Source organism: Maribacter sp. PR66, from assembly GCF_028464205.1.
In the GTDB taxonomy this organism is placed as follows: domain Bacteria; phylum Bacteroidota; class Bacteroidia; order Flavobacteriales; family Flavobacteriaceae; genus Maribacter; species Maribacter flavus.
This window is the reverse complement of record NZ_JAQPCH010000004.1, coordinates 1-23,101: the sequence shown is the minus strand read 5'-3', so window position 1 is coordinate 23,101 and position 23,101 is coordinate 1. Positions and strand designations below refer to the sequence as shown.

The window sequence follows — 23,101 nt, the reverse complement described above, 5'->3', positions numbered from 1 at the left end:
ACGAGATGGTTATTGGCGAATTACACCTGACCTACGAAAAACAATAAAAATAAACAGATGAAAACAATATTATTGATAGGTGGATCTCATGGGATTGGTTTGGATGTAGTAGACCAATTAAAGGAAACTCATAACCTTTTGGTAGCATCCAGAACGGAACTCCCGGAATCCCATAAAAATATTAACCATATTCAGTTCGATGCCACGGAAGATGTATTAAATATGGACGATATTCCCAATTTGGATGGTTTTGTGTATTGCCCTGGAAGTATCAACCTGAAACCTTTTAAGATGATGAGTTTGGAAACCTTTGAAAACGATATGGAAATCAATTTCTTTGGTTTGATTCGGGTTGTAAAGGACATTATACCCAAGATGAAGGATGATTCAAGCATGGTATTTTTCAGTACGGTAGCTGTCTCCAATGGAATGCCCTTCCACACCAGCGTTGCGGCGGCAAAAGGTGCCATAGAAGGCTTTGCCAAATCCTTGGCCGCTGAATATGCGCCAAAAGTAAGGGTGAACGTCGTGGCACCTTCATTGATAGATACTCCTCTGGCCAGCAGACTGCTCAACAACGACAAAAAAAGGGAATCCATGGGGGAAAGACATCCATTGAAAAGAGTTGGAAAACCAGAAGACATAGGGAATATAGTTTCCTTTCTTCTAAGCGATAAAAGCTCTTGGATGACGGGACAGGTCATTGGAGTCGATGGAGGAATCTCTACACTAAACCTTAGTTAAATGTCCAAAAAGAACGTCACTATTTTTTGGTTCCGAAGGGATTTACGGCTGGATGATAATGTAGGCTTTTTGGCCGCATTGAAGTCGGACCACAAAGTACTGCCCATTTTCATTTTCGATACCCATATTCTTTCCAAACTGCCCGAAGACGATGCTAGGGTAACCTTCATTTTTGAAACCTTGCAGAAAATGAGGAAAGAACTACAAGATGACTGGAACAGCTCATTGGCCATATATTCCGGAACGCCAAAATCGATTTTCGAGGAATTGATAGAGATGTATAATATTGGAAGCGTGTACACGAATAGGGACTATGAGCCGTATGCGAGGGACCGTGATGGGGAAATCGAGGAGCTTTTGGCGAGCCAGGATATAGCCTTCAAGACCTTTAAGGACCAAGTTATTTTTGAGACCTCCGAAGTTATGAAGGACGATGGCGATCCTTACGTGGTGTATACGCCCTATAAGAACAAATGGAAGGAAACCTTTGACAAGGATAAACATCTGCAAATCCATTATACGAATAGTTATTTGGATAATCTAATCGAAAACACGAGGCTTCCCAACCTTACGTTGAGCGATTTAGGGTTTAAAAAATCGGACATAGAGGTGCCGGATTTTACTGTCACCCCTACCCTAATCAATAATTACGAGGATACCCGAAACTATCCGGCAAAAGAAAATGGTACTTCTAGATTAGGACCGCATTTAAGGTTTGGAACGGCATCAATACGGAAAATGATGAAAAAGGCCATCAATGAGGATAATGAGGTTTTTTGGAGCGAATTGATTTGGCGCGAATTTTTTATGCAAATCCTTTGGCATTTTCCTCATACCAAAGACAAGGCCTTTAAACCAAAATATGACCGAATCGAATGGCGCAACAAGGAGGAAGAATTCGATAAATGGAAAAAGGGACAAACGGGTTATGCCCTTGTAGATGCCGGAATGCGTGAACTAAATTTAACCGGCTATATGCATAATAGGGTGCGAATGCTCGTCGCTAGTTTCCTGTGCAAACATTTATTGATCGATTGGCGCTGGGGAGAGGCCTATTTTGCCGAAAAGCTCTTGGATTATGACATGAGTGCCAACGTAGGCAACTGGCAGTGGGCGGCCGGTAGCGGTGTTGACGCGGCTCCGTATTTTAGGATATTCAATCCAATGACCCAAGTGGATAAATTCGACAAGCAAAAAGAGTATATCAACAAATGGGTACCGGAATTACAGGAACTGAATTATCCAGATAAAATGGTAGATCATAAAATGGCCAGGGAGCGCTGCTTGGAAACCTATAAAGAGGCACTTAACAATTGATTATCTTGAAAGCTGATCAAATGTGGCTTCCAACTCCTGTTGTTCCGCCAATCTTCTTCTCAGGATATTGACATATTGCAGGGCCAGTCTAGTATCATAATCGGAATACGCAGCGGATGCAAACTCCAAGGCCCTTTCCAAATCACCATTGATTTCATTGATGATGGCCATATTGTAATGGGCCCTTCCGGCAATTTTGGATTTTCTGTTATCAAGTTCCGTAGCCCATAAATCGGCCGCTCCATCCCAATTGCCAGTTCTGGCCCTTCGCATCGCGATTTTAAAATTGTTGGTGCCGCGTACAAAATAATCCCGTGCTACTCGCACGTTAATGGGCCTTGTCAAGAGCGCGTAATCCATGCCAATGGTGTTACTTATTTGCAAAACACCTTCCTTTCTTCCCGCTATGGCTTCAAACGCCTTTGCCGGATTGACGCCCTCTCCCACCGATGTAAGGAAGTCATTAAAAATATATTCGTCCAAAATTGTTTTTGTAACGGGATCGTAAACCCTCCAGCCATTTTCAATTAATGTATTTAAGGTTAACCTATGACCTGGAATCCCTATGTTAATACCTACGTTGTTAGGTATACTTACGGTGGTTAGTTCATAACTGGGCGTTGTATCCGTATCATAAAACTCCAAGGAAAATAAAATGTCCACCTCGTTCTCCTGACAAATTTGCGCTACAAAATCCGTAGGCAAGGCAGCTGGAAAAACACCCAAACCTTTGCGCGATCCATCAACATCTTCGATTATCCTGACCACTTCAAATCTGCTGTCCCTCTTCAATGCATCCAGAAGCCCCTGAATGGCATATTCTGCGCCTTCTTTGTCCAAATCCTTTCCTTCAAGGGACAAGACCTTATCCAGTTTATCCAGTTTATTGTTTTCTTCCGATGGAATACTCCTGTTGAGGATACCAATCTTGGTCACATGGGCCGGAATGGCAATCCTCGGAGCCTGCGTCACTCCCATGGTCAATCTATTGGTAGAACTACAGGAAACGTTCATTAGAATGATTCCGGCAATTAGGAATATGTTTAAAATGTTCTTCATGCTATCGGATTTAAGGATATAATTGGTTGATTTATAACGAAAAACTTTACTGTTAAGTATTTCAGGAAGTATGTAAAAAATGCCAAGAACTTAGAAGTCTTGGATTATCTGTTCTAAGAACATAAAAATTTGAACAAGCCTATATTGTAGGCGCTTCCTTCAGACCTTTTAAAACCTTATATTTACGCTACAATGAAATCATTCTTTCAATTTATATTTAGAAACACTAAATAATCCATACCAAGTAAACCGATAAAAATGAAAAAATTCCTAGTACTAGCATGCTGCTTCGGTCTGATTAACGTTGTTCAGGGCCAAAAAATGAGCAAGGACAAAAAAGCGGTCATTGCTTCCGTTGAAAATCATAAGGAGCAACTTATCAAAATCAGCGACTCCATTTGGGCGTTGGCAGAAACAGCCTTTGAAGAGACGGAATCTTCCCGAATCCTTGCTGACTATGCCGAAAAAAATGGACTGACTGTAACCCGGGGCGTTGCCAATATCCCCACTGCCTTTACGGCCACATACGGTTCCGGCAAACCGGTTATTAGTATTTTGGGTGAATTTGATGCCCTACCCGGAATCTCTCAAAAGGCGAGCCCGGAAAAATCGCCTTTAAAAGAAGGAGCGGCGGGCCACGGTTGCGGCCACAATATGTTCGGCACGGCAAGTTTAGGGGCCGCCATTGCCATAAAGGAATTAATGGAAGCTGGAAAAATACAGGGGACCGTCAAGTTTTTGGGCACACCGGCAGAAGAAAAGTATTTTGCTAAAGTGTGGATGGTTGAGGCCGGACTTTGGGACGATGTGGACGTTAATGTAAGCTGGCATCCTTCCGCAGGCATAGAAGCCGATGTTCAAACAGGACTTTCCCTGATCGATTTCATCGTTGAGTTCTATGGACAGACTGCGCATGCATCCGCAGATCCCTGGAACGGTAAAAGTGCCTCCGATGCCCTAGAGCTGTATACCACCGGTATCAACTACTACAGGGAGCATATTTTGCCCACTTCACGTATTCACTATCACATACAGGATGGCGGACAGGTGGTAAATGTGGTTCCAGATTATGCGAAGCTTTGGGTAAGGGTTCGCGACCCAAAGAGGTCCAAAATGTTGCCTACCTACGAACGCGTAAAGGCCATGGCGGAAGGTGCTGCCATCATGGCGGATGTAGATTATAAAATTTCATTGGTCTCAGGTATTTATGAAACCTTGGTCAACAGGACGGGTGGAGAAATCATGCAGTCCAATCTGGAGCTATTGGGCCCTATCACCTATACGGAAGAAGAGGAAGCTTTTGGAAGGGCCATCCAAAAAGCGACGGGAAAACCCGAAGTTGGAATGGACGGTAAGGTGTACCCGCTTAAGGAAACGGAAGAGAATCCCGGTGGCGGTTCCACAGATGTGGGCGACGTAAGTTGGAATGTACCCAACATTAATTTGGGAGTTACCGTAGCGCCAAAAGATACGCCCTGGCATTCTTGGGCCGTTGTGGCCTGCGGCGGTATGTCCATTGGCCATAAAGGAATGGTGCATGCGGCCAAAGCGATGGGTATGACCATGTTGGACCTTTTTGAAAATCCAAAAATGGTGGAGGCCGTGAAGGAAGAGTTTAAGACCAGAAAAGGAAATGAGGTGTACGAGCCCATGATCGATGGGCCACCACCTATTGGAAAAAATTAAGAAAAAAATAAGATTGCTATGTTCGGATTATTTAAAAGAAAAACAGAAAAGGAAAAATTGACTGCAGAATATCAAAAGCTCATGAAAGAGGCTTTTGAACTATCGACCATTAACAGAAAAGCAAGTGATGAAAAATATGCAAAAGCGGACGAAATCCAGAAAAAACTGGATGCCTTGGAATGAAGTTAAAAGACCAACATTGATGGTTCTTTGTTTCTTTTTTCTTCAATATTCGCTAAAAGCCCAGGAAGAATCAGAAACGAACTTCGATTTTAAGTACGACCATTATTCGCTCATTGTGAAGGACTTGGAAAAAACGGGGAAATTCTATAAGAACATTCTAAAACTTAAGGAAATTCCCCATCCTTCAGCCACTTCCGGATTTCGTTGGTTCGTAATCCATGGGAACTCGCAATTGCATTTGATCGGAAAGGACAGCGTACCTATGAAGCACAACAAAAGTGTCCATCTTTGTTTGGCCACACAGAAACTGGATGAATTTATTGCCCATTTGGAAGAAAAGAACGTTCCATACTCGGACTGGCCAGGTAAACCAAACGCCGTTACCCTGAGGGCCGATGGAGTCCGACAAATTTATGTACAAGATCCTGAAAATAATTGGGTGGAAATCAATACGGCCGTTCATTAAAAAGTCATGCTCATCTTTATAATGACCAAAACTGTTTTGGATTGGAAATAAAAAGGATATCGCCCGAACACACTTGGACGATCAGGCATCAGGTTATGTGGCCCAAGCATCCAATCGAATTCGTAAAGCTGGAGAAAGATACCTCCGGAGCACATTACGGAATTTTCGTTGAAGATAAATTGGTGAGCTGTATTTCCCTTTTTATAGCGGATGATTTGGCCCAATTTAGAAAGCTTGCAACACTACATGGATACCAAAAAAAAGGATATGCTTCGGCGCTTATCGACCATATAATCGCCATTTGTCTTCAAAAAAAGGTACAAAAAATTTGGTGCAATGCCCGACTGGACAAAACCGACTTTTATGAAAATTTTGGACTGATAAAAACAAAAAATAGCTTTTCAAAGGAAGGAGTATCCTACCTAGTGATGGAGCGAATTTTGTGAAGATAATCTGGTAGCGTAATTTTACGTAGCTATCTTGAACTAAAAATCCTTTTAATGAGCAATACAATAATACGAAAGTTTCCTCTCGGTTTTCAATGGCAGACCCAGGACCCATTTTTGTTCTGTGTACACCACTTAGATCATTTTCCTGAAGGTACCCCAGATTTAGGTCCGAATCCAGAATTACTGAAAGGAAGACCTTTGGGCGGGGATTTTGATCCCCACCAGGACTGGCGTATGTATCATGGTCAAACCATTCCCGGATTCCCCGCACATCCACATGTTGGATTCGAGACGGTAACAGTTGTTAACCAAGGTTTTTGCGATCATTCCGACTCCTTAGGTGCAGCAGGAAGATTTGGCTTGGGCGACACTCAATGGATGACCGCAGGAAGCGGTGTGCAACATTGCGAAATGTTTCCGCTATTACATACCGATAAGGAAAACACCTTGGAACTATTTCAAATTTGGTTGAACCTACCAAAAAAGTCCAAGTTTGCCGATCCCTATTTTAAGATGCTCTGGCATGAAGATATCCCTATAATAATAACGGAAAAAGCTACGGTTACCGTAATTGCAGGGAACTTTAATGATATCACGGCACTTGCACCACCGCCGGATTCTTGGGCATCGGAGCCTGAAAATAAAGTAGCTATTTGGAGTATCGTTATTAAAGCCAACGGAGAAATCCGTCTTCCAAAGGCAGAGAAAGGCATTAACCGAAGTATTTATTTTTATGAAGGGGACGAAATTAGCATCGAGACCGAAACAATCCCCAAAAATTTTGGTATGGATGTGAATCCTGAAGCGGATATCAACCTAAAAGCAGGTTCAAAAGTTGCCAAGCTATTGGTGCTGCAGGGGGCCCCTATCAACGAGCCCGTTGCCCAACAAGGTCCCTTTGTAATGACCACACAGGAAGAACTTCAAAAAGCTTTCTCACAGTTTAGATTGACCCAATTTGGTGGATGGCCATGGCCCTATCCCGATAATATTCATGATGCCGAAAAAGGTAGGTTCGCGAAATATCCGGATGGAACTGTAATTGAAAAATAGTTATCTCCAATTAAATCCTGTCTATTTTTGCCCCGATAGCTTTCAATCGTACATCGATATTCTCATAGCCCCTATCGATCTGTTCAATATTGTGGATAATAGAGGTACCCTTTGCGGATAAGGCAGCGATCAGTAAGGATACACCAGCACGTATATCTGGTGAGGTCATCGTGGTCGCTTTTAGGGTCGACTTGAAATTATGGCCCATGACGGCAGCACGATGCGGGTCGCAAAGAATTATCTTGGCACCCATATCCAATAGTTTGTCCACAAAGAACAGTCGGCTTTCGAACATTTTTTGGTGAATGATGACTTCCCCTTTCGCCTGAGTGGCTACTACCAAAATAATACTAAGAAGGTCTGGAGTCAACCCGGGCCAAGGCGCATCGGCAATGGTCAATATCGACCCATCAATGTAATTTTGAATTTCATATCCGTTGGTATGTTTCGGAATAAAGATATCATCTCCTCTCCGTTCCAATTGTATCCCCAGTTTTCTGAAAACCGTGGGTATTTGTCCCAAATCGTCCCAACTTACATTTTTTATGGTCAATTCACTTCGAGTCATGGCTGCCAAGCCGATCCAGCTTCCGATCTCGATCATGTCGGGCAACATGGTATGTTCCGTTCCCCCCAAGGATTCCACACCATCAATGACCAACAAGTTGGACCCGACTCCCGAAATCTTGGCACCCATCCGAATGAGCATTTTACACAACTGTTGTAAATAAGGCTCGCATGCCGCATTGTATATGGTGGTTTGACCTTTCGCCAATACCGCTGCCATTAGGATGTTGGCGGTGCCGGTAACCGAAGCTTCATCAAGCAACATATAGGTACCTTTCAACTCTTTTGCCTCAACCCCATAGAAATATTCCTCCTTGTTATATCTAAACTTGGCACCGAGCTTTATGAAGCCTTCAAAATGGGTATCCAAACGCCTACGACCTATTTTATCCCCTCCAGGTTTTGGAATATATCCTTTTCCGAACCGGGCCAATAATGGTCCAACCAACATTATGGAACCCCTAAGTCCTCGCCCGTCCTGTTTGAACTGATCGGATTGTAGATAATCTAAATTGATATCATCGGCCTTGAACGTGTAGGAACCCTTTCCTCTTTTCTGAATCTTTACACCAAGATCTTCCAAAAGGGATATCAGTTTGTTCACATCAACGATGTCCGGGATGTTGTTTATTGTAACTTTTTCCGATGTCAAAAGTACGGCACACAGAATTTGCAATGCCTCGTTCTTTGCACCTTGTGGCGTTATTTCACCGGAAAGTGAATGTCCGCCTTCAATCTTAAATGTTCCCATCTAGGAAATGGAAGTTTAGTAGCGTTTTTTACCGCGATTATTGTTTCTATTCTTTTTACCGGAACTTGGCCTTGGGGTTTTGGCAACCTTGTTTTTAAGGAATTGTCCGCTATCGGTAAGATTTTCGCCTTTGGCGGCCAAATCTATTTCACCATTGCTCAGCTCGTACAAATGTTTGAAAATTGCGGTATCGTCCACAACTTCCTTGTTCCAGTTAAGATAGCATTTCTTCATATGATTGGCAATGGCATACTCCAGGCCGGAGCGCTTGTCACCTTTTTCCCATTGTACGGCAACATCGATCATTCGCTTGATGTTGTTCCCGTAAAATCTGTATTTAGGATAGTTCTGGGGATATTCCAAAGGTTCTGGACGCTTTTGTAACATCTCCTTAGAAGTTATTGGGAAAGGTGATTCCACGTCGAGTTTAAAGTCGGACATGATAAATAGCTGATCCCACAATTTGTGCTGAAAATCAGGCACGTCGCGCAAGTGTGGCTGCAAGTTGCCCATAACGCTGATAATGGACTTTGCCACACGGTTACGTTCTGCATCATCTTTTATAGAAACGGCATAGTCCACCATTTTTTGAAAATGCCTACCGTATTCAGGGATGATCAATTGGGGACGCTCTGTATTGTATTCGAGGTTGTTTACTAAATCCAAATTGGAAAATTTATCTTAAAAAATGTTTCGAAGAAGTCTTCTTTTTAACGTCTGCAAAGTAATAAAATTATGGCGGAAATACTATTTTACCACATAATCGGAATTTAACTTATTGAAGTTTGCCCGAAATTCAAAGAATAATCCCTCACACTTGTATCTCCTTAAATACCCCTAGGAATTTGGAACCATTGATTTTAGAGGGAAATCACTCCCTCTATAGCCCCTACTTCCTTATATTTCTCAATGACCTGGTCCGGATTCTTGAGGTTGACGGTAATCGAAACACTGGTGTACTTTCCGTTTTTGGATTTTTTTGATTCGATGACGGCACCCATATTGTCAAAAATCTTGTGTATGCTATTGATTTTTTCCTGATCAGATAAAACAATGAATTTGTACAAGTAATTTGAGGGCCATGTGCTAGTCGCCGATAACTGTTTCCTTAATTTACTATAAAACGCATCAGAATTATTTTCTGCCATTACATTATTTTTTACAAAGGTACGGGTAAATGATTAGTTTTTTAAAACCTAGCGTTTGCGTAAATTTACAGGGTAAATCTACAGTATTTGGACTTTAAGAGGATTGTGATAACCGGTGCCCCCGGCACCGGAAAGACTTCGGTAATTAAATCTTTGGAAGATAGAGGATATTACTGCTTTCATGAAATCATTCGTACCATGACCCTGGAGGCCAAAAAATCGCAAAGGTCAGATTCGGTTTTGAGCAACCCTATTGACTTTGTGGACGATTCTTTGGCATTTAACCATACACTTTTAAAAGGTAGATTGGCACAGTTCCAAGAGGCCGGAAACCTAAAAAATGATGTACTTTTTTACGACCGGGGTACCCCCGATGTTTTGGCCTATATGGACTATTTTGGACAAGCATACGATGTGGAGTTCAAGGAGATTTGTAAGCAATATAGATATGACCAAGTGTTCATTCTACCTCCTTGGGAAGAAATCTATGTACAGGACAATGAGCGATTGGAAAGCTATCCCCAGGCCGTAGACCTCCATATTCATCTGGAAGAGACCTACCGATCTTTAGGTTACGACATCGTGGAAGTACCATTTGGAACTGTAGCGGAGCGTTTGGATTTTATAGTGAAAAGGATAATCATATAAGTGAGCTTAGATCCACATAAAGTACTCAAAGAATATTGGGGCTACCCAAATTTTAAGGGCTCTCAGGAAGAAATTATTAAAGCGGCCCTCAATGGTAGGGATGTTTTGGCATTATTGCCCACAGGTGGTGGGAAGTCGGTTTGCTTTCAAGTTCCCAGCATGGCCACCGAGGGTATCTGTATCGTAATTTCCCCTTTAATCTCCTTAATTCAAAACCAGGTTTCGCAATTAAAAAGCATGGGTATAAAAGCCATTGGCATGACCGGCAAGATGCGTTTTGAGGAGATCAATGATCTTTTGGACAATTGTGTCTATGGAGACTACAAATTTCTATACATGTCTCCTGAGCGTTTGGAGCAGGAAATGGTACAGGACCGCATCCGTCAGATGTACGTCAATTTTTTGGTGGTCGATGAGGCCCACTGTATTTCGCAATGGGGCCACGATTTTCGTCCGGCGTACTTACAATGTAAAATCCTAAGGGAGCTTCATCCAGAAGTCCCTATGATGGCCTTGACCGCTACGGCCACACAAAGGGTAGAAGCGGATATTGTTAAGCAATTGGAATTGTTGAATCCACTGATTCAAAAGCAATCGTTCGTACGGGATAATATTTCCTTTAGGGTAGATACCCAAGAAGACAAGCGGTTTCAACTTTTGTATTATTGCAAGCGACTAAAAAGTAGCGGAATAATTTACACACGCTCGAGAAGGGTTACCGAGGATATCAGTAACTATCTTTTACAGAATGGGATTTCGTCGACGTTCTATCACGGGGGAATTCCCGAAAAGGACAAAAGGGACAAATTAGACAAATGGCTCCAGAACGAGATAAAGGTAATGGTAGCCACCAATGCTTTTGGCATGGGTATCGATAAGGCCGATGTTTCCCTTGTCATTCATTATCAAGTTCCGGACTGTATCGAAAATTATTTTCAGGAAGCAGGCAGGGCTGGACGTAATGGGGATAAGGCCGCTGCAATCCTCATCACAAATAAAACCGACCAGGAACTTGCCAAAAAACAATTTTTAGATGTATTGCCCGATGTCTCCACGGTAAAATACATCTATAGAAAACTGAACAACTATTTTCAAATCGCCTTTGGGGAAGGGAGTAACGAAACATTTCGGATACATTTCAATGAATTCTGTGATGCCTATCATTTAAATACTTTGATAACATATAATGTATTGAAGATTCTGGATAGAAACTCCGTCATCGCACTATCTGAATCTTTCAACCGTATGTCCAGTGTACTCTTTATATGTTCCAAAGAATCGCTTTTAGGCTATTTAGGTAGAAACGCTTTTTTGGACGACTTTACAAAATTGATTTTGCGAACCTATGGAGGAATTTTTGAAAACCATACGGTCATCAATACCTTTACCCTGGCCAAAAAATTAAGTTACCCCGAAAAGAAAGTGCTGGAATACCTCGAAATTTTGGCGCGGGATGAAATAATCGAATACAATGCTTCCCATAGTGACCTTGAAATTACCTTTTTGGTACCAAGGGAAGATGAGCAGACCATAAATCGATTTGCGAAAACTATCAACGAACAGAACCAATTGAAACAGGCCCAGGTTACGGCCATGCTTAATTATATTGGAACGGAATATATATGCCGAAGTAAGCAATTGCTAACCTATTTTGGGGAAAAGAACCCCGATTCCTGTGGAATCTGCGACGTATGTCTAGGAGCTCCTTCTAAGGGTACTCAACTTCTGGAACTCAAGAACAGAGCGATAGGATTACTGAAAAATCAGGATGCCTCCTCAAGAACATTGCTAACTTTGCTTCATTGCCAACAAGAATTGCTCCTACTGGTATTACAAGAACTTTTGGAAGACGGGATTGTGGAGCTTACCTCCAAAAACGAATATAAAATCATCTAATGCAAGCATTACGAATAGTATTTATGGGAACCCCAGATTTTGCCGTGGGGATTTTGGATGCCATCTTTCAAGGCGGTTACAAAGTAGTAGGTGTGGTTACGGCCCCTGACAGACCTGCTGGAAGGGGAAGAAAACTAAACGAGTCCGCAGTAAAAAAATACGCCCAGGACAAGGGCCTGCCCATTTTACAACCGACCAATCTCAAGAGCGAGGATTTTTTGGGAGAATTAAAGGCATTGAACGCGAACCTTCAAGTGGTCGTCGCCTTTAGAATGTTGCCAAAGGCTGTTTGGCAAATGCCGGAATTTGGCACTTTTAACCTCCATGCCTCCCTGCTGCCCCAATATAGGGGCGCGGCCCCCATCAACTGGGCCATTATTAATGGCGAAACAAAAACGGGGGTCACCACGTTTTTTATCGATGATAAAATAGACACAGGGGCTATCATCCTCCAAAAGGAAACCGAAATTCACAAGGACGAGGACGCTGGTTCCTTACATGACCGTTTGATGGTATTGGGCGCCGATGCCGTTATGGAAACTTTGGAAAGGATTTCACAAGGAAATATGGATGCTATTGTACAGGAAAATCCGGCCGAATTGAAAGTGGCCCATAAAATTCAAAGGGATACATGCAAAATCGACTGGAGCCGTCCCATGGATGAAATTTATAATAAGATTCGGGGATTGAGCCCCTACCCCGCCGCTTGGAGCACCCTAACAAATGATGGGGAACAACTGGATATTAAAATCTATAAGGCCACCAAGGAGAAAACAGACCATTCCTTGGATTTTGGGAGTTTACTGTTCGACAAAAAAGAGCTAAAGGTTTCGGTTAAAAATGGGTTCCTGAAATTATGGGAAGTACAACTACAGGGGAAACGAAAAATGACGGTAGCAGATTTGTTGAACGGCCTTAATCTATCAAAAAATGCCAAAATTGGCTGAAGCCCCGTCATTATTGGGATAGCCGAAGACGTAAAAAAAGCCTTACTTTATCAACAAACCTCTTGAGTTATCAACAAAATAAGGGATTTGCCCCCATTTTACTTGTGTTGGTCGTAAATCCATATAAATTTGTTATAGGTTTAAAATTATTTAACAACAATTAATTTAATCAGATTATGAACAAAACAGAATTGATTGATGCAATGGCAGCAGACGCGGGCATCACTAAAGCAGCGGCTAAAAAGTCATTGGAGTCTTTCTTAGGAAATGTTGAAGGTGCTCTAAAAAAGGGCAATAGAGTTTCTCTAGTTGGTTTCGGGTCTTGGTCCGTATCTAAAAGAAATGCAAGAGAAGGTAGAAATCCATCTACTGGTAAAACTATCCAAATCGCAGCTAAAAACGTTGTTAAGTTTAAGGCAGGTTCTGACCTAAGCGATGCAGTTAACTAAATAATTGCAAGATTATCATATGAAAAGGCACTTATTAAGTGCCTTTTTTTATTCCCAGTTTGGATAATTAATGTGAAATGTCTTACTTTAGGATTATTCAGGTGTTTAAATATGGTGCATTTAAAGCCAAACAAGGGTAAGTTGTTAATTGCTGAGCCGTCTCTAACAGGTGATGTTTCCTTCAATAGATCTGTAGTTCTTATTGCGGAGCACAATGAAGAGGGGTCCGTAGGATTTATACTCAATAAACCTTTGGAATATCAAATAAGTGATCTTGTTACCGAAATCTCCAAACCCTTTCAAGTATACAATGGCGGACCCGTTGAGCAGGACAATCTATACTTTATTCATAAAGTACCCCATCTAATCGATAATAGCGTTGAAATTTCGGACGGCATCTATTGGGGCGGTGATTTTGATAAGACCGTAGATCTTATCAATAACCACATTATTTCCGAAGACGATATAAGGTTCTTTCTGGGCTACTCCGGTTGGTCTTCTCTCCAACTGGACAAGGAGCTATCATCCAAGTCTTGGATAGTTGTCAAGAATGAATATCGGAGTCAGATTATACAAAAACCCTCTGGAGCTTTTTGGAAGGAAAAAATGCTGGAACTAGGTGGAGACTATCTATTATGGTCCAATGCACCGGAAAACCCTAGTCTTAATTGAGGGACTCCAATTACAATTAGCAGCTAGCAGTTAGCAGTTAGCAGTTAGCAGTTAGCAGTTAGCGAAGATCAACTACCAAAAATTGAATATGAAATTATAGGTACAAAGTATTTAAATGATGTTCTGTAAAAGGTATTCCCCTGATAACTCTAAACATATTTAATATACATGTTGCGGTTACCAAATGAGCAAAAGCTTACTCCCATTACATTTTCCGTGCAGAAGCAGTAAAGTTTATCAATACCTTGGTTTCCTTGAAATTTGTGCGATGAAGGCATCAGGCAAATGAATCAGTAAATCGGCAGCCATTTTTATTTGACATGGTATTGATAACGAAATACTTAAAGGCTAACCTATTTTACTATAAATGACCAGTTATTTCAATAAAAGCTATGATGTACCTGTTTTTGGATAATGCGGATTAAACGGCCAATCGGGCAAGGGCATTCAATCTTCCAACGAGCCTTTTGGCCATCGCCGATGTATACTCCTTTTTGCGATAGTTGGTAACAGGAACGATTCCTTGGATAACATTGGTGATAAAAAGCTCATCAACCTTTTGAAGTTCAAAGGGCGATATGCTTTCCTCTACGATGTTATAAACTTCATCATCCTTCAACATGGTAAGTATTTTTTTTCGAATGATTCCGTCCAAGCACCCATCTTTCAAGGGGGGCGTCTTAACTAAATTTCCAGTTACTACGAAGATATTCCCGTTTATGGCTTCCACGACGGACTTATCATTATTGAGCAACAAACAATTCTGATAATCGTTTTCCTTTGCATAAATGCCCGCCACTACGTGAATTATTTTATTGTTCGTCTTTAGGTTTGACAACATGTCGGGATTCAAATAAAAATCCTTAAAGAGTTCTACTTCATAAACAGCTTCGTTCAGAACATAGAAAGGTGCATCTAGACTACTTACTTCAATCACATAGGAAATATCATTAGTCTGTGGTGTATATAAACCCCCATCATTCCTGTAAACGGCAAAGCGAATCCTATGGGCAGGTGAGGTTTCATTGGGACTTATGGTCTTGTGAATTTCCTCCTCAAAAAATTCCATGGTAAAATTCATGGGGATTTCCATGCGTAAAATCCGCATAGAAGCCATAAGTCTAAGGTAATGCTCCTCCAAAAAATAAATATGGCCGTTAACTTCCCTTATGGTCTCAAAAAGAGCATCCCCATACTTGAAACCGCGGTTTTGGTGATTAAAAAAACCTTGTTCGTTTCCAACTAATTCCCCATTAAAATTTACCATAAAAAAAGGCCTTTACTTTAAAGGCCCAAAGATACGGTTTCATAAAGAAATTCTATTTTGATCCTAGCACCTGTTTTAAATCGGATACTTGGTTCTCCCATAACATCTTTGCCTCGTCCACTTCGTCCTCTTCGGCAAAATCGGTTATGAATAGCGATACATCCTTGGTAATCTCATCGACAATAATCTTCATCTCAAAATAGGTTCCTTCATCACCCTCGGCCCAAGAAAAGCGTACAAATTCATCGGATTTTCTTTTCAGTAATTTTGCTTCTTCCTCTGCACCGTCCCAAATAAAAATATATTTCTCACCCCTTGAATTTACATTATCGGCAAACCATTCGGAAAGGCCGGAGGGTGTTACCAAGTATTGATAAAGTAATTGGGGGGAGGATTGTATAACGTACTCTATTTCAAATTTAATTTTTTCGCTCATTCGATCGTCTTTATGCGCCCAATATATATATTTCTATATGATTAAAAAATAAAAGATGCTTAATATTTTTTAGACCTCATATGTTGATGAACAAAAAATTAAACTCTATATTTGCAGCCGCAAAAATTACCATGGCGAGGTAGCTCAGCTGGTTAGAGCGTCGGATTCATAACCCGGAGGCCGAGGGTTCAAGTCCCTCTCTCGCTACATAATAGACCGTTGACAATGAATCACTTACGTTCATTTTCAACGGTTTCTTTTTTTGGTGATTACCGTATACGGTAGCGTATGCGGTTACTAAATAAATCAAATGAAATACTGTTATTCTGTACTTTACAAGTATAAAACATTCGGGTTTATAATATTTATGTTAAATATAAATTTACCATGACTACCCTAATTTTGAATTAACGGTAATACGGGATAAACATTTGTTAATTAAGACTATACCTTGTAGTTCATGAGAGAAACCATCCCTAAGGAGTTCATGAAATCAAAATGAATGAAAATAGCTCGAATTCTCTTGTTATGACGGGCACCTAAAAATGTGAAGAGGTCAAAGCTTATAGAACGAATTAATTTTATAAGAATCATGAGTAACTTATCCTATTCGATTTATTTAAACCGCAACATAGACTCCAGGATGCCGTTTATTTCATTCCTTTTTTGCCTTGAGACGGGAATTTCCCTGTCGTCTTTCATAATCACGGTGCCCCCGTCCCTTTTCAGGATACCCTTGACAAATTGGGGGTTGATCAAATGGGACTGGTGCACACGCAGGAAACCATAGTCCTGCAACATTTCTTCAATTTCCTTCAGTGTTCGGCAAATGAGCAGCTTGCTTCCGTCATCAAAGAAAAAGTTCGTGTAATTGTTGTCCGATTCGCAGCGCACAATGTCCTTGATCTCGACAATATGGTATCCGGCACCCGTGGGCAGTGCAATCTTGGACAGGTCCTTCACCGTGCCCTTCAAATTATGCTGCAATAGTTCCCACTGTTCAGGATAGGTTTTTTTACGACGTTTCTCCCAATTGGACAATGCTTGCACTATACTTTTTTCGGTAATGGGCTTCAATAGATAATTGATGGCACTATACTGGAAAGCCCGAATGGCATATTGGTTATAAGCCGTTGTAAAAATAATATCAAAGTCGATAGGTAGTATTTTGTCCAATAATGCAAAACCATTCAAGTTGGGCATCTCAATGTCTAGGAACAAAAGATCGGGCGAATTGGCATGAAGATACTCCAAACCTTGGGTGGAGTTGCAGAATGTCCCCGTAATCTTGTAGTCGGGGTGCACCTTGGTGATCAGGTTTTTCAGTACGTTCACGCAGTGCATTTCGTCATCGATGATAATGATATTGGCCATGGTTATCCGTTATAGGTTATGGTTATGCGGGTGCCCTCTGGCATGCCCTGGTCGTTTTCAAGATCCAAAATGTTCAGGTGCATTTTGGCTTCGCTGATATGGTTGTAAAGGGACAATCGCTCCTGGGTGATCCGCGTCCCCGCAGACGGATGTGTTTTTTTGGTTTTGCCACTTTCCTTTCGCCCAACGCCATTGTCCTCGATGGTGATCTGAAGTTGCTGTGAGGTGTCGAAAGTGACCGAAAGTTTTTTTTCTGGTTTGCCACTGGGATGCAGCCCGTGCCATATAGCATTTTCCACGAAGGGCTGCAACAATAGTGGCGGAATGGTAAATTGTGAGAGCGCTTCACGCGAGTCACAACGGATGGTATAGGAGAAATCCTCGCCCAAACGACTTTTCTCCAACGAGAGGTAGAGTTCCAGCATCTCCAGTTCCTCTTCCACCGTGATGGTGTTTTTGCTGCTGTTCTGCAATATGGTACGGAGCAGCACCGAAAAATTGTCCAGGTATTGGATGGCATCCTCCTCCCGTGACAACATCACGAGGTTTTTGAGGGCATTTAGACTGTTGAAGATGAAATGGGGGTTCATCTGGGAGCGTAGGGCCAGCATTTTCATGTCGCGGAGGCGTTCGGCAAAGGACCTCTTGATCTGTTCTTCCTTTTGCTTTTCCATTTCCGAATAGAGCTGGATCAACTCTTCGGTTTTTTGCTGTACCTGCTCGTCCAGTTCCTTGCGCATCTTTTCCTCCATGATCTGGTTCTGTTGCAATTGCTCGATCAATTTTTGGCTGGCCCTGTCCTTTTCCTTTTGGATGAGGAACACCTTTTCCCCAAGCGCTATGGAGAAGCAGAACACTTCGCCCAGAAGCCCTGCTTGGAAGATGATATTTTGTGCATAAGGAAAATTGAAAATACTGCCGGGAACGAAATGTAATTCGGTAAACGATATAAATGACGAAACAAATGCCCCTATAAAAAACAGGCTCTGTCCCAACACAAAGTATTTCATGAGTGGATGCTTTACCTTTACCATGATCCAAACGAACAATACAAGATTGAACGGTATTACAATGGCCCGTACTATGTAGAAAATCAGCTCTTCGGCATTATCCGTATCCCACATATGATAATTATAAATGAGACGCAAAAAGGCGTATGCAAAACAAAAAATGCCCAAGCCTATCAAAGCCTTTGATAGCGGCTTACTAAAGCTTTTGACTTCCAGCAAATGCAAAATAAACAAGATGTAAAACCCGATGAAAGTAAATTGCGCCGGTTCAAATACGATCATAGAAGTAGCCGGGGCGTGCCGTGCAATGTTTCCCACTGTTGCTATAGAGAACTTTAATACGCCAAGGGCATATAATAGTTGAAAGAAAAGGTAGCCGAGATAATAGAAATAGACCTGTTTGCGCAGGCGAAAACAAAAGACCAGGGCAAATACAAGGATACAGCAAAGCGAGATGATATAGGTATAAATAAAGGCAATGGATGGGGCTTGATTTGTCCTGACCTTGTCCATGAAATCCAAATAGTCGAGTCTGGAATACAAAATCGGCATATTGGAACGGTACTTTTTGTAACTATTGGTGATACGGATATAACATTGGTAATTTTGGAAGGGCAAAAGTACCAACTCTGTAAAAAAAGACCATTTGGACTCAGAACGTTCTCCCAAGGGGATTAAGTAACCATTTTTGAAATGCTCGAATTCCCCATCATTTTGCAGGTACAAATCCATGTGGAAACCGCTTTGAAAGAGGTAGGTGGTAAGCGTGTCCGGTGTGGTGTTTTCAAGCGGGAACTTGATCCAGATCGCAGTTTCCGGGGTGGTGGCAAAAGAGGAATCATACGCTTTCCAACCGTCGGTTTTCAAGATTTTCTCAAGGGATTCCTCCCGGGTGCTCCGCAAAGCCTTTACTTCCGGATGGCCCACAAGGTCCACTCGGGAAGGAAGGGAATCGGCCTTCATCTGTGCAGAAAGGGAACACAGCCCCACTAGGAGAAAAACAATGACAGGGGCTATTTTTTTCATTTTTCCATGTTTGAAATCGCATCGGTACAAAAGACCCGATTGCTGGGCTCTTCAATACTCCCCCAATATATAAAATGAATTCGTCCCCCGCACCACAAATTAGGGTTTGGCCATTGTGAACTAGAATTTGGTACGTAATTACACCAATCCCGAATTCTAAGTTGGACAGGTCAAATTCTAAATCATGGTTTTATGGGGAAGTGTGATCGACTAGGTTTGTTTTCATTGGATATTTCAAAAAACCTCAACATGAAAACCACACTATTTTATACCCAATTTTTAATACAACGAAAACATCACTAATAATTATATCTATGAAAACGACAACAAAAATCATGTATTTGTTCACCTTGGCCCTGATACTGGGCAGTTGTTCCTCCGATGGGGATAACGACCCACAATATAACCTCGATGCGCTGCAGGGAAAATGGTACAGGGTAGGTGGCAACAACCCAGATGCCAATGGTATGGAAGTCACTGTCACTAACAACCAAGGGGTGCTGACCGACCCGGCAAATACCAGCCTACAGGTGGACAACATCAAATGGAAGGACATTGAGGCCACCGGGGAAACCAATTATGAACACGGTGAGTTGGGCTCTGACCAGAATTATTACAACGGGTTCATGGAAATGGGCACGGACGATACCTTGAGGATCAGCGTCAATAGCCCCGGTGCGGGCAATGTTCAAAAATGGGTCAGGACATTTATCGCTCCCATTGCCGAACTGCACGAATGTGAACCTTATGAACCGGATGTTTTTTCAATGGCCAAGGATGACATATGGGTGGAGGCCGGTGAAGAGGATGAGTTTCCCGGATTACTACCGGCATCAACGGATCCCGCAGGGGGGTATTATATCGTTACCTTGGAATCAACAGGACCCCTCCCATCCCAACCGTGGATAGATATTTCGGTTTCTGGCGATGAGGTTCCCGTCATCAACGGAACGTCTGCTGGAACCGATACCCCCCTTACCAGAAAAGTGGCCTTTTCGGCGCATCCGGGCATTGCCTATGACGTCATGGCAAGACCTTTTTTCAATGCATCACCATCATCGGATGTTTATCCGGAACCGTATAAAATATCATGGGAATATATGGGCATCATGGACTGCTATGAACCCAATGACAATTTTGATGAGGCCAAGTTCATCCCAAAGGATGAAGTCATTGAGGCTTATGCGAACAAGAACAATGAGGGATATGGGATTCAGGAAGAACAGGATGATTATTACAAAGTGGTCCTGTTCCAACCGGCCAGGTTGCAGGTACAATTGTTACAAAGCCCTTCCGATGATTTTGTCGACCTTAACTTATACAGGGAAAACAGAGGGGAAATAGTGACCACGTTGACACCCATTTCAGGTATGCCTGGCGACAAAGAAGATGGGTCATTGTACATTAAGACCACCAATGCCACACTTGATGTGGGCACATACTATGTACGGGCACGTACTTTTATGAACGATGGCAAAACAGCGGACCTTAATCTTGGGGAACCTTTGCCTGACACTTGGTCCACGCCATATACCTTCACCGTGACCCCAGTTGAGTAAAATGGAACGAAAGCATCTGCATATTTGAAAACTAAGTTATAGACCCTTTGTTTTTGGTTTTGCAGATGTTTTTTTGGTTAATCTCGACATGAAATGGTCTGTTATATGGGAAGAAGCTTTCAATAATCCTAAAAATAGAATTCCACATAAAATCTTTTAGTTATATTTTTACCTATGCGCAGTCTTTTTGTTCCTAACGTTTTGGGCCAATCCCTTTAGGGAAAATTGAAAGTGGAAAGATGGAACAGGGTCACCGATTGGAAGGTATAGGAGCCGATATCCCTTTTCAAAAACTTTGGGAATGGCAAACACAAAGTCCTGTTCCGGTTCAAGAAAAGCTCGGGGGACAAGGACATTGTACTGTTCCAGATGAAAACGACCCTTGCCCATAATGGAAGAACCGTAGGTAGCGGCCAAAGTTACGATCGGCCCTGGCTACCGGGGGACTTGTATGTTCCCGTGGAAGCTTTTGATTTAGCCAGCTCCTTAAGAGAACGGCCAATGGCAATAAAGTAAAGCTGATGCCAGGAACCTATGAAATATGTTTGGAAATGCAACCGTCCCAAAGGGAAGCGGAACCCATAAAAACGATGTTTACTTTGAAGATACTCTGAAAAGCCTACTGGATAAAGCCCATGAACAAAGTGTTTGCTTGGCCGATGGCCGTGGGCAACGGAAAAACCAAAACATCTATAGATATGAAAAAGTTATTTACACTCCTTACCCTACTGCTAAGTGTTTTGGGCAGTGCCCAGACCTTAACGGGAAAACTTGTCAATCCATTGAAGGGGATGAAGCAGATGGATATTGAAATTTTGCCCTTGGGACTGGACAGATCCATTACCATTGGGAAACTGAAAGCCGATGGGACACTGGAATTTACTTTTCCCCCTATAGAAAGCTTCCTATCCGACAATGAAGCACAACAAATGGTCGTCAACGAGCTTAAGTATGCCCTTTACTTCAATTGCTTGGGACAGGAGGAATCGTTATATCCTGAAATAATGGCCTTACAGATCAAACCCATTACATTGTGGTATAAAGGAAGGTACTCAGGTGTACTTTTTCCGGTGACAAGTGAGGCCATGATTCCTTGGCTGGAAGACGAGGCCTACAACAATCCTGAAAAGGGTACTTTCTACGAACTCATTTATGTGGCCCAGGCCACTACATTGAACATGCAATGTACGACCACGAATCAATTTTCAGGGGATGTCGTGAAGTCCACCTATGATTACCAATTTGAGTTGGAGGCTGGACTGAACTTTATTGCCTATCATATTAAAGAAATCTATGAGACCTACCCTAAGGTAACCTCTTTTAAACCCAGTAAGGTCACGGTCAAGAATATTAAAGTAGGTTTGGATGACATCCAATGGTTTGCCAAATATTTTTAAAGATACTTCGTCAATACCCTTATGTTTAGATTTTTGACATAATTGACCTGTTTACCGAGGGCGTATCATCTAGACTAAGGTTCTAATAACATAATAAACTATTGAACGTGTATAGGTGTTTAATTAGGACAAGGTTCAGATGGGAGATAAGCTAGCAATTTTATCTTGGTTTTTATTAATATATACAAAATGAGCATATTATGAATTAAAAATTCTATAATTAATTCTAAAAAAACTTTATCTGAGCGTACCTTGCTCTTTGTTTAAATGAATCTTCTGGCACTGTATCGTCTTTTCACGTGTCGACTCTAAGGAAATTTAAAGGTTATGTGATAAGACATGTTCCTTATTCTCAGGACAAGGACAACATTACCAGATTCGACAAAAATTAGGATAGTATTCTATTTTAAAATCAACGGTTATAGCTAGACAAAAATCTCCATACTATTTCATAATGAAATTATTGAAAACGTTTGTAGCATAGAAGCTACCTAAAAAGCTGTACTTTTCGAAAAGTGGAAAAAATAATTAAAAAATAGACCGATTACTTTCAGTAAATTTAAAAAGTAAACCGCATACTTACCGTATACGGCTGACATTAAAACAGAAAAAATAATTTTAATAACTAATTGTTTTTCAATAGGTTGTAATAATAAAAAATAGCGGTTAAAGTTCATAACCCGGAGGCCGAGGGTTCAAATCCCTCTCTCGCTACAAGGTGAAAACCTTTATAAATTAACGGTTTGTAAATACAAAAACCGTTTTTTTTGTGACCATGATTTTCCTAATTTTACAAAAGGAATACGAAAAGGCATACGTTTTTCACGTAAGTCTCTTTTTCTGAGTCAAAATCTATCCTACAGAACTGTTTTTTCAAGTGGTTCTGTTTGTCCAAAAGTACATAACGGAAGGCATTGGTTAAAAGATGGTATGCTTATTTTTCTTCCAAAAATGCAAATACAGCTTTATCCCTAGGTTACAGATAACCCAAATACCA

The 23,101-nt window shown here is 41.6% G+C and carries 23 protein-coding genes and 1 tRNA gene; 15 read left to right on the top strand and 9 right to left on the bottom strand.

What is annotated here, in order from left to right; translation table 11 throughout:
* Positions 1-57: 57 nt before the first annotated feature.
* The gene (locus PP181_RS08980; RefSeq protein WP_272636823.1) at positions 58-744 is read left to right on the top strand and encodes an SDR family NAD(P)-dependent oxidoreductase; all 687 of its coding nucleotides are present in this window, start codon (positions 58-60) and stop codon (positions 742-744) included.
* Positions 745-2,061, top strand: a complete 1,317-nt coding sequence (locus tag PP181_RS08975) for a cryptochrome/photolyase family protein (RefSeq protein ID WP_272636822.1) — start codon at positions 745-747, stop codon at positions 2,059-2,061.
* On the opposite strand, the gene PP181_RS08970 is transcribed toward PP181_RS08975, so the two are convergent.
* Positions 2,062-3,120, bottom strand: a complete 1,059-nt coding sequence (locus PP181_RS08970) for a DUF6340 family protein (protein ID WP_272636821.1) — start codon at positions 3,118-3,120, stop codon at positions 2,062-2,064.
* A 258-nt stretch (positions 3,121-3,378) separates the two neighbouring features.
* On the opposite strand from PP181_RS08970, the gene PP181_RS08965 reads away from it, so the two are divergent.
* Genes PP181_RS08965 through PP181_RS08945 form a run of 5 tightly spaced genes read left to right on the top strand, consistent with a single transcriptional unit; the run spans position 3,379 to position 6,957 of the window.
* Positions 3,379-4,806, top strand: coding sequence for an amidohydrolase (locus PP181_RS08965; protein WP_138258064.1), 1,428 nt, complete (start codon positions 3,379-3,381; stop codon positions 4,804-4,806).
* An 18-nt stretch (positions 4,807-4,824) separates the two neighbouring features.
* Positions 4,825-4,989: a Lacal_2735 family protein gene (locus tag PP181_RS08960; protein WP_154919586.1), complete on the top strand. Its 165-nt coding sequence runs from the start codon at positions 4,825-4,827 to the stop codon at positions 4,987-4,989.
* Between the two features lie 19 nt (positions 4,990-5,008).
* The gene (locus PP181_RS08955; protein ID WP_154920294.1) at positions 5,009-5,455 is read left to right on the top strand and encodes a VOC family protein; all 447 of its coding nucleotides are present in this window, start codon (positions 5,009-5,011) and stop codon (positions 5,453-5,455) included.
* Positions 5,456-5,496: 41 nt separating this feature from the next.
* On the top strand, positions 5,497-5,901 hold the full coding sequence (locus PP181_RS08950) for a GNAT family N-acetyltransferase (RefSeq protein WP_272636820.1): 405 nt from the start codon (positions 5,497-5,499) through the stop codon (positions 5,899-5,901).
* Between the two features lie 54 nt (positions 5,902-5,955).
* A complete protein-coding gene (locus PP181_RS08945) occupies positions 5,956-6,957 on the top strand; it encodes a pirin family protein (protein ID WP_272636819.1) in 1,002 nt (333 codons plus the stop codon).
* 10 nt (positions 6,958-6,967) lie between these two features.
* On the opposite strand, the gene murA is transcribed toward PP181_RS08945, so the two are convergent.
* The 3 genes from murA to PP181_RS08930 form a co-directional block, all read right to left on the bottom strand.
* The gene (gene murA / locus PP181_RS08940) at positions 6,968-8,275 is read right to left on the bottom strand and encodes a UDP-N-acetylglucosamine 1-carboxyvinyltransferase (protein WP_138258059.1); all 1,308 of its coding nucleotides are present in this window, start codon (positions 8,273-8,275) and stop codon (positions 6,968-6,970) included.
* 15 nt (positions 8,276-8,290) lie between these two features.
* Positions 8,291-8,941, bottom strand: a complete 651-nt coding sequence (locus tag PP181_RS08935) for a DUF4290 domain-containing protein (protein ID WP_272636818.1) — start codon at positions 8,939-8,941, stop codon at positions 8,291-8,293.
* A gap of 194 nt (positions 8,942-9,135) precedes the next feature.
* The gene (locus PP181_RS08930; RefSeq protein ID WP_272636817.1) at positions 9,136-9,423 is read right to left on the bottom strand and encodes a DUF493 family protein; all 288 of its coding nucleotides are present in this window, start codon (positions 9,421-9,423) and stop codon (positions 9,136-9,138) included.
* Positions 9,424-9,510: 87 nt separating this feature from the next.
* Between PP181_RS08930 and PP181_RS08925 the strand changes: the two genes are divergently transcribed.
* From PP181_RS08925 to PP181_RS08905, 5 genes are all read left to right on the top strand, one after another.
* On the top strand, positions 9,511-10,071 hold the full coding sequence (locus PP181_RS08925) for an ATP-binding protein (RefSeq protein ID WP_272636816.1): 561 nt from the start codon (positions 9,511-9,513) through the stop codon (positions 10,069-10,071).
* Entirely contained in the window at positions 10,072-11,967 is a 1,896-nt protein-coding gene (locus PP181_RS08920) for a RecQ family ATP-dependent DNA helicase (protein ID WP_272636815.1), read from the top strand.
* Complete coding sequence (gene fmt, locus PP181_RS08915; protein WP_272636814.1) at positions 11,967-12,914, top strand: methionyl-tRNA formyltransferase; 948 nt, start codon at positions 11,967-11,969, stop codon at positions 12,912-12,914. The genes PP181_RS08920 and fmt overlap by 1 nt, the downstream gene beginning before the upstream one ends.
* Positions 12,915-13,090: 176 nt before the next feature.
* A complete protein-coding gene (locus PP181_RS08910) occupies positions 13,091-13,363 on the top strand; it encodes an HU family DNA-binding protein (protein WP_138258053.1) in 273 nt (90 codons plus the stop codon).
* 111 nt (positions 13,364-13,474) lie between these two features.
* On the top strand, positions 13,475-14,035 hold the full coding sequence (locus PP181_RS08905) for a YqgE/AlgH family protein (RefSeq protein WP_138258052.1): 561 nt from the start codon (positions 13,475-13,477) through the stop codon (positions 14,033-14,035).
* Between the two features lie 421 nt (positions 14,036-14,456).
* Here PP181_RS08905 and PP181_RS08900 read toward each other — a convergent pair whose 3' ends face one another.
* Positions 14,457-15,302, bottom strand: a complete 846-nt coding sequence (locus PP181_RS08900; RefSeq protein ID WP_272636813.1) for an aminotransferase class IV — start codon at positions 15,300-15,302, stop codon at positions 14,457-14,459.
* A 52-nt stretch (positions 15,303-15,354) separates the two neighbouring features.
* Positions 15,355-15,738, bottom strand: coding sequence for an START-like domain-containing protein (locus PP181_RS08895; RefSeq protein ID WP_138258050.1), 384 nt, complete (start codon positions 15,736-15,738; stop codon positions 15,355-15,357).
* 133 nt (positions 15,739-15,871) lie between these two features.
* On the opposite strand from PP181_RS08895, the gene PP181_RS08890 reads away from it, so the two are divergent.
* Positions 15,872-15,945 (top strand) — tRNA-Met (locus PP181_RS08890).
* Between the two features lie 408 nt (positions 15,946-16,353).
* Here PP181_RS08890 and PP181_RS08885 read toward each other — a convergent pair.
* Positions 16,354-17,112 (bottom strand): LytR/AlgR family response regulator transcription factor, encoded by a 759-nt coding sequence (locus PP181_RS08885; RefSeq protein WP_272636812.1) that lies wholly within the window; start codon positions 17,110-17,112, stop codon positions 16,354-16,356.
* A 2-nt stretch (positions 17,113-17,114) separates the two neighbouring features.
* Positions 17,115-19,148 carry a histidine kinase gene (locus PP181_RS08880; protein WP_272636811.1) on the bottom strand — a complete coding sequence of 678 codons (2,034 nt, stop codon included), beginning with the start codon at positions 19,146-19,148 and terminating at the stop codon, positions 17,115-17,117.
* Between the two features lie 314 nt (positions 19,149-19,462).
* Here PP181_RS08880 and PP181_RS08875 point away from each other — a divergent pair, with 314 nt between their 5' ends.
* Positions 19,463-20,707, top strand: coding sequence for a hypothetical protein (locus PP181_RS08875; protein WP_272636810.1), 1,245 nt, complete (start codon positions 19,463-19,465; stop codon positions 20,705-20,707).
* A gap of 168 nt (positions 20,708-20,875) precedes the next feature.
* Here PP181_RS08875 and PP181_RS08870 read toward each other — a convergent pair whose 3' ends face one another.
* Complete coding sequence (locus PP181_RS08870; RefSeq protein ID WP_161598246.1) at positions 20,876-21,124, bottom strand: hypothetical protein; 249 nt, start codon at positions 21,122-21,124, stop codon at positions 20,876-20,878.
* Positions 21,125-21,405: 281 nt separating this feature from the next.
* On the opposite strand from PP181_RS08870, the gene PP181_RS08865 reads away from it, so the two are divergent.
* Positions 21,406-22,104 (top strand): hypothetical protein, encoded by a 699-nt coding sequence (locus tag PP181_RS08865; protein ID WP_272636809.1) that lies wholly within the window; start codon positions 21,406-21,408, stop codon positions 22,102-22,104.
* Positions 22,105-23,101 lie beyond the last annotated feature (997 nt).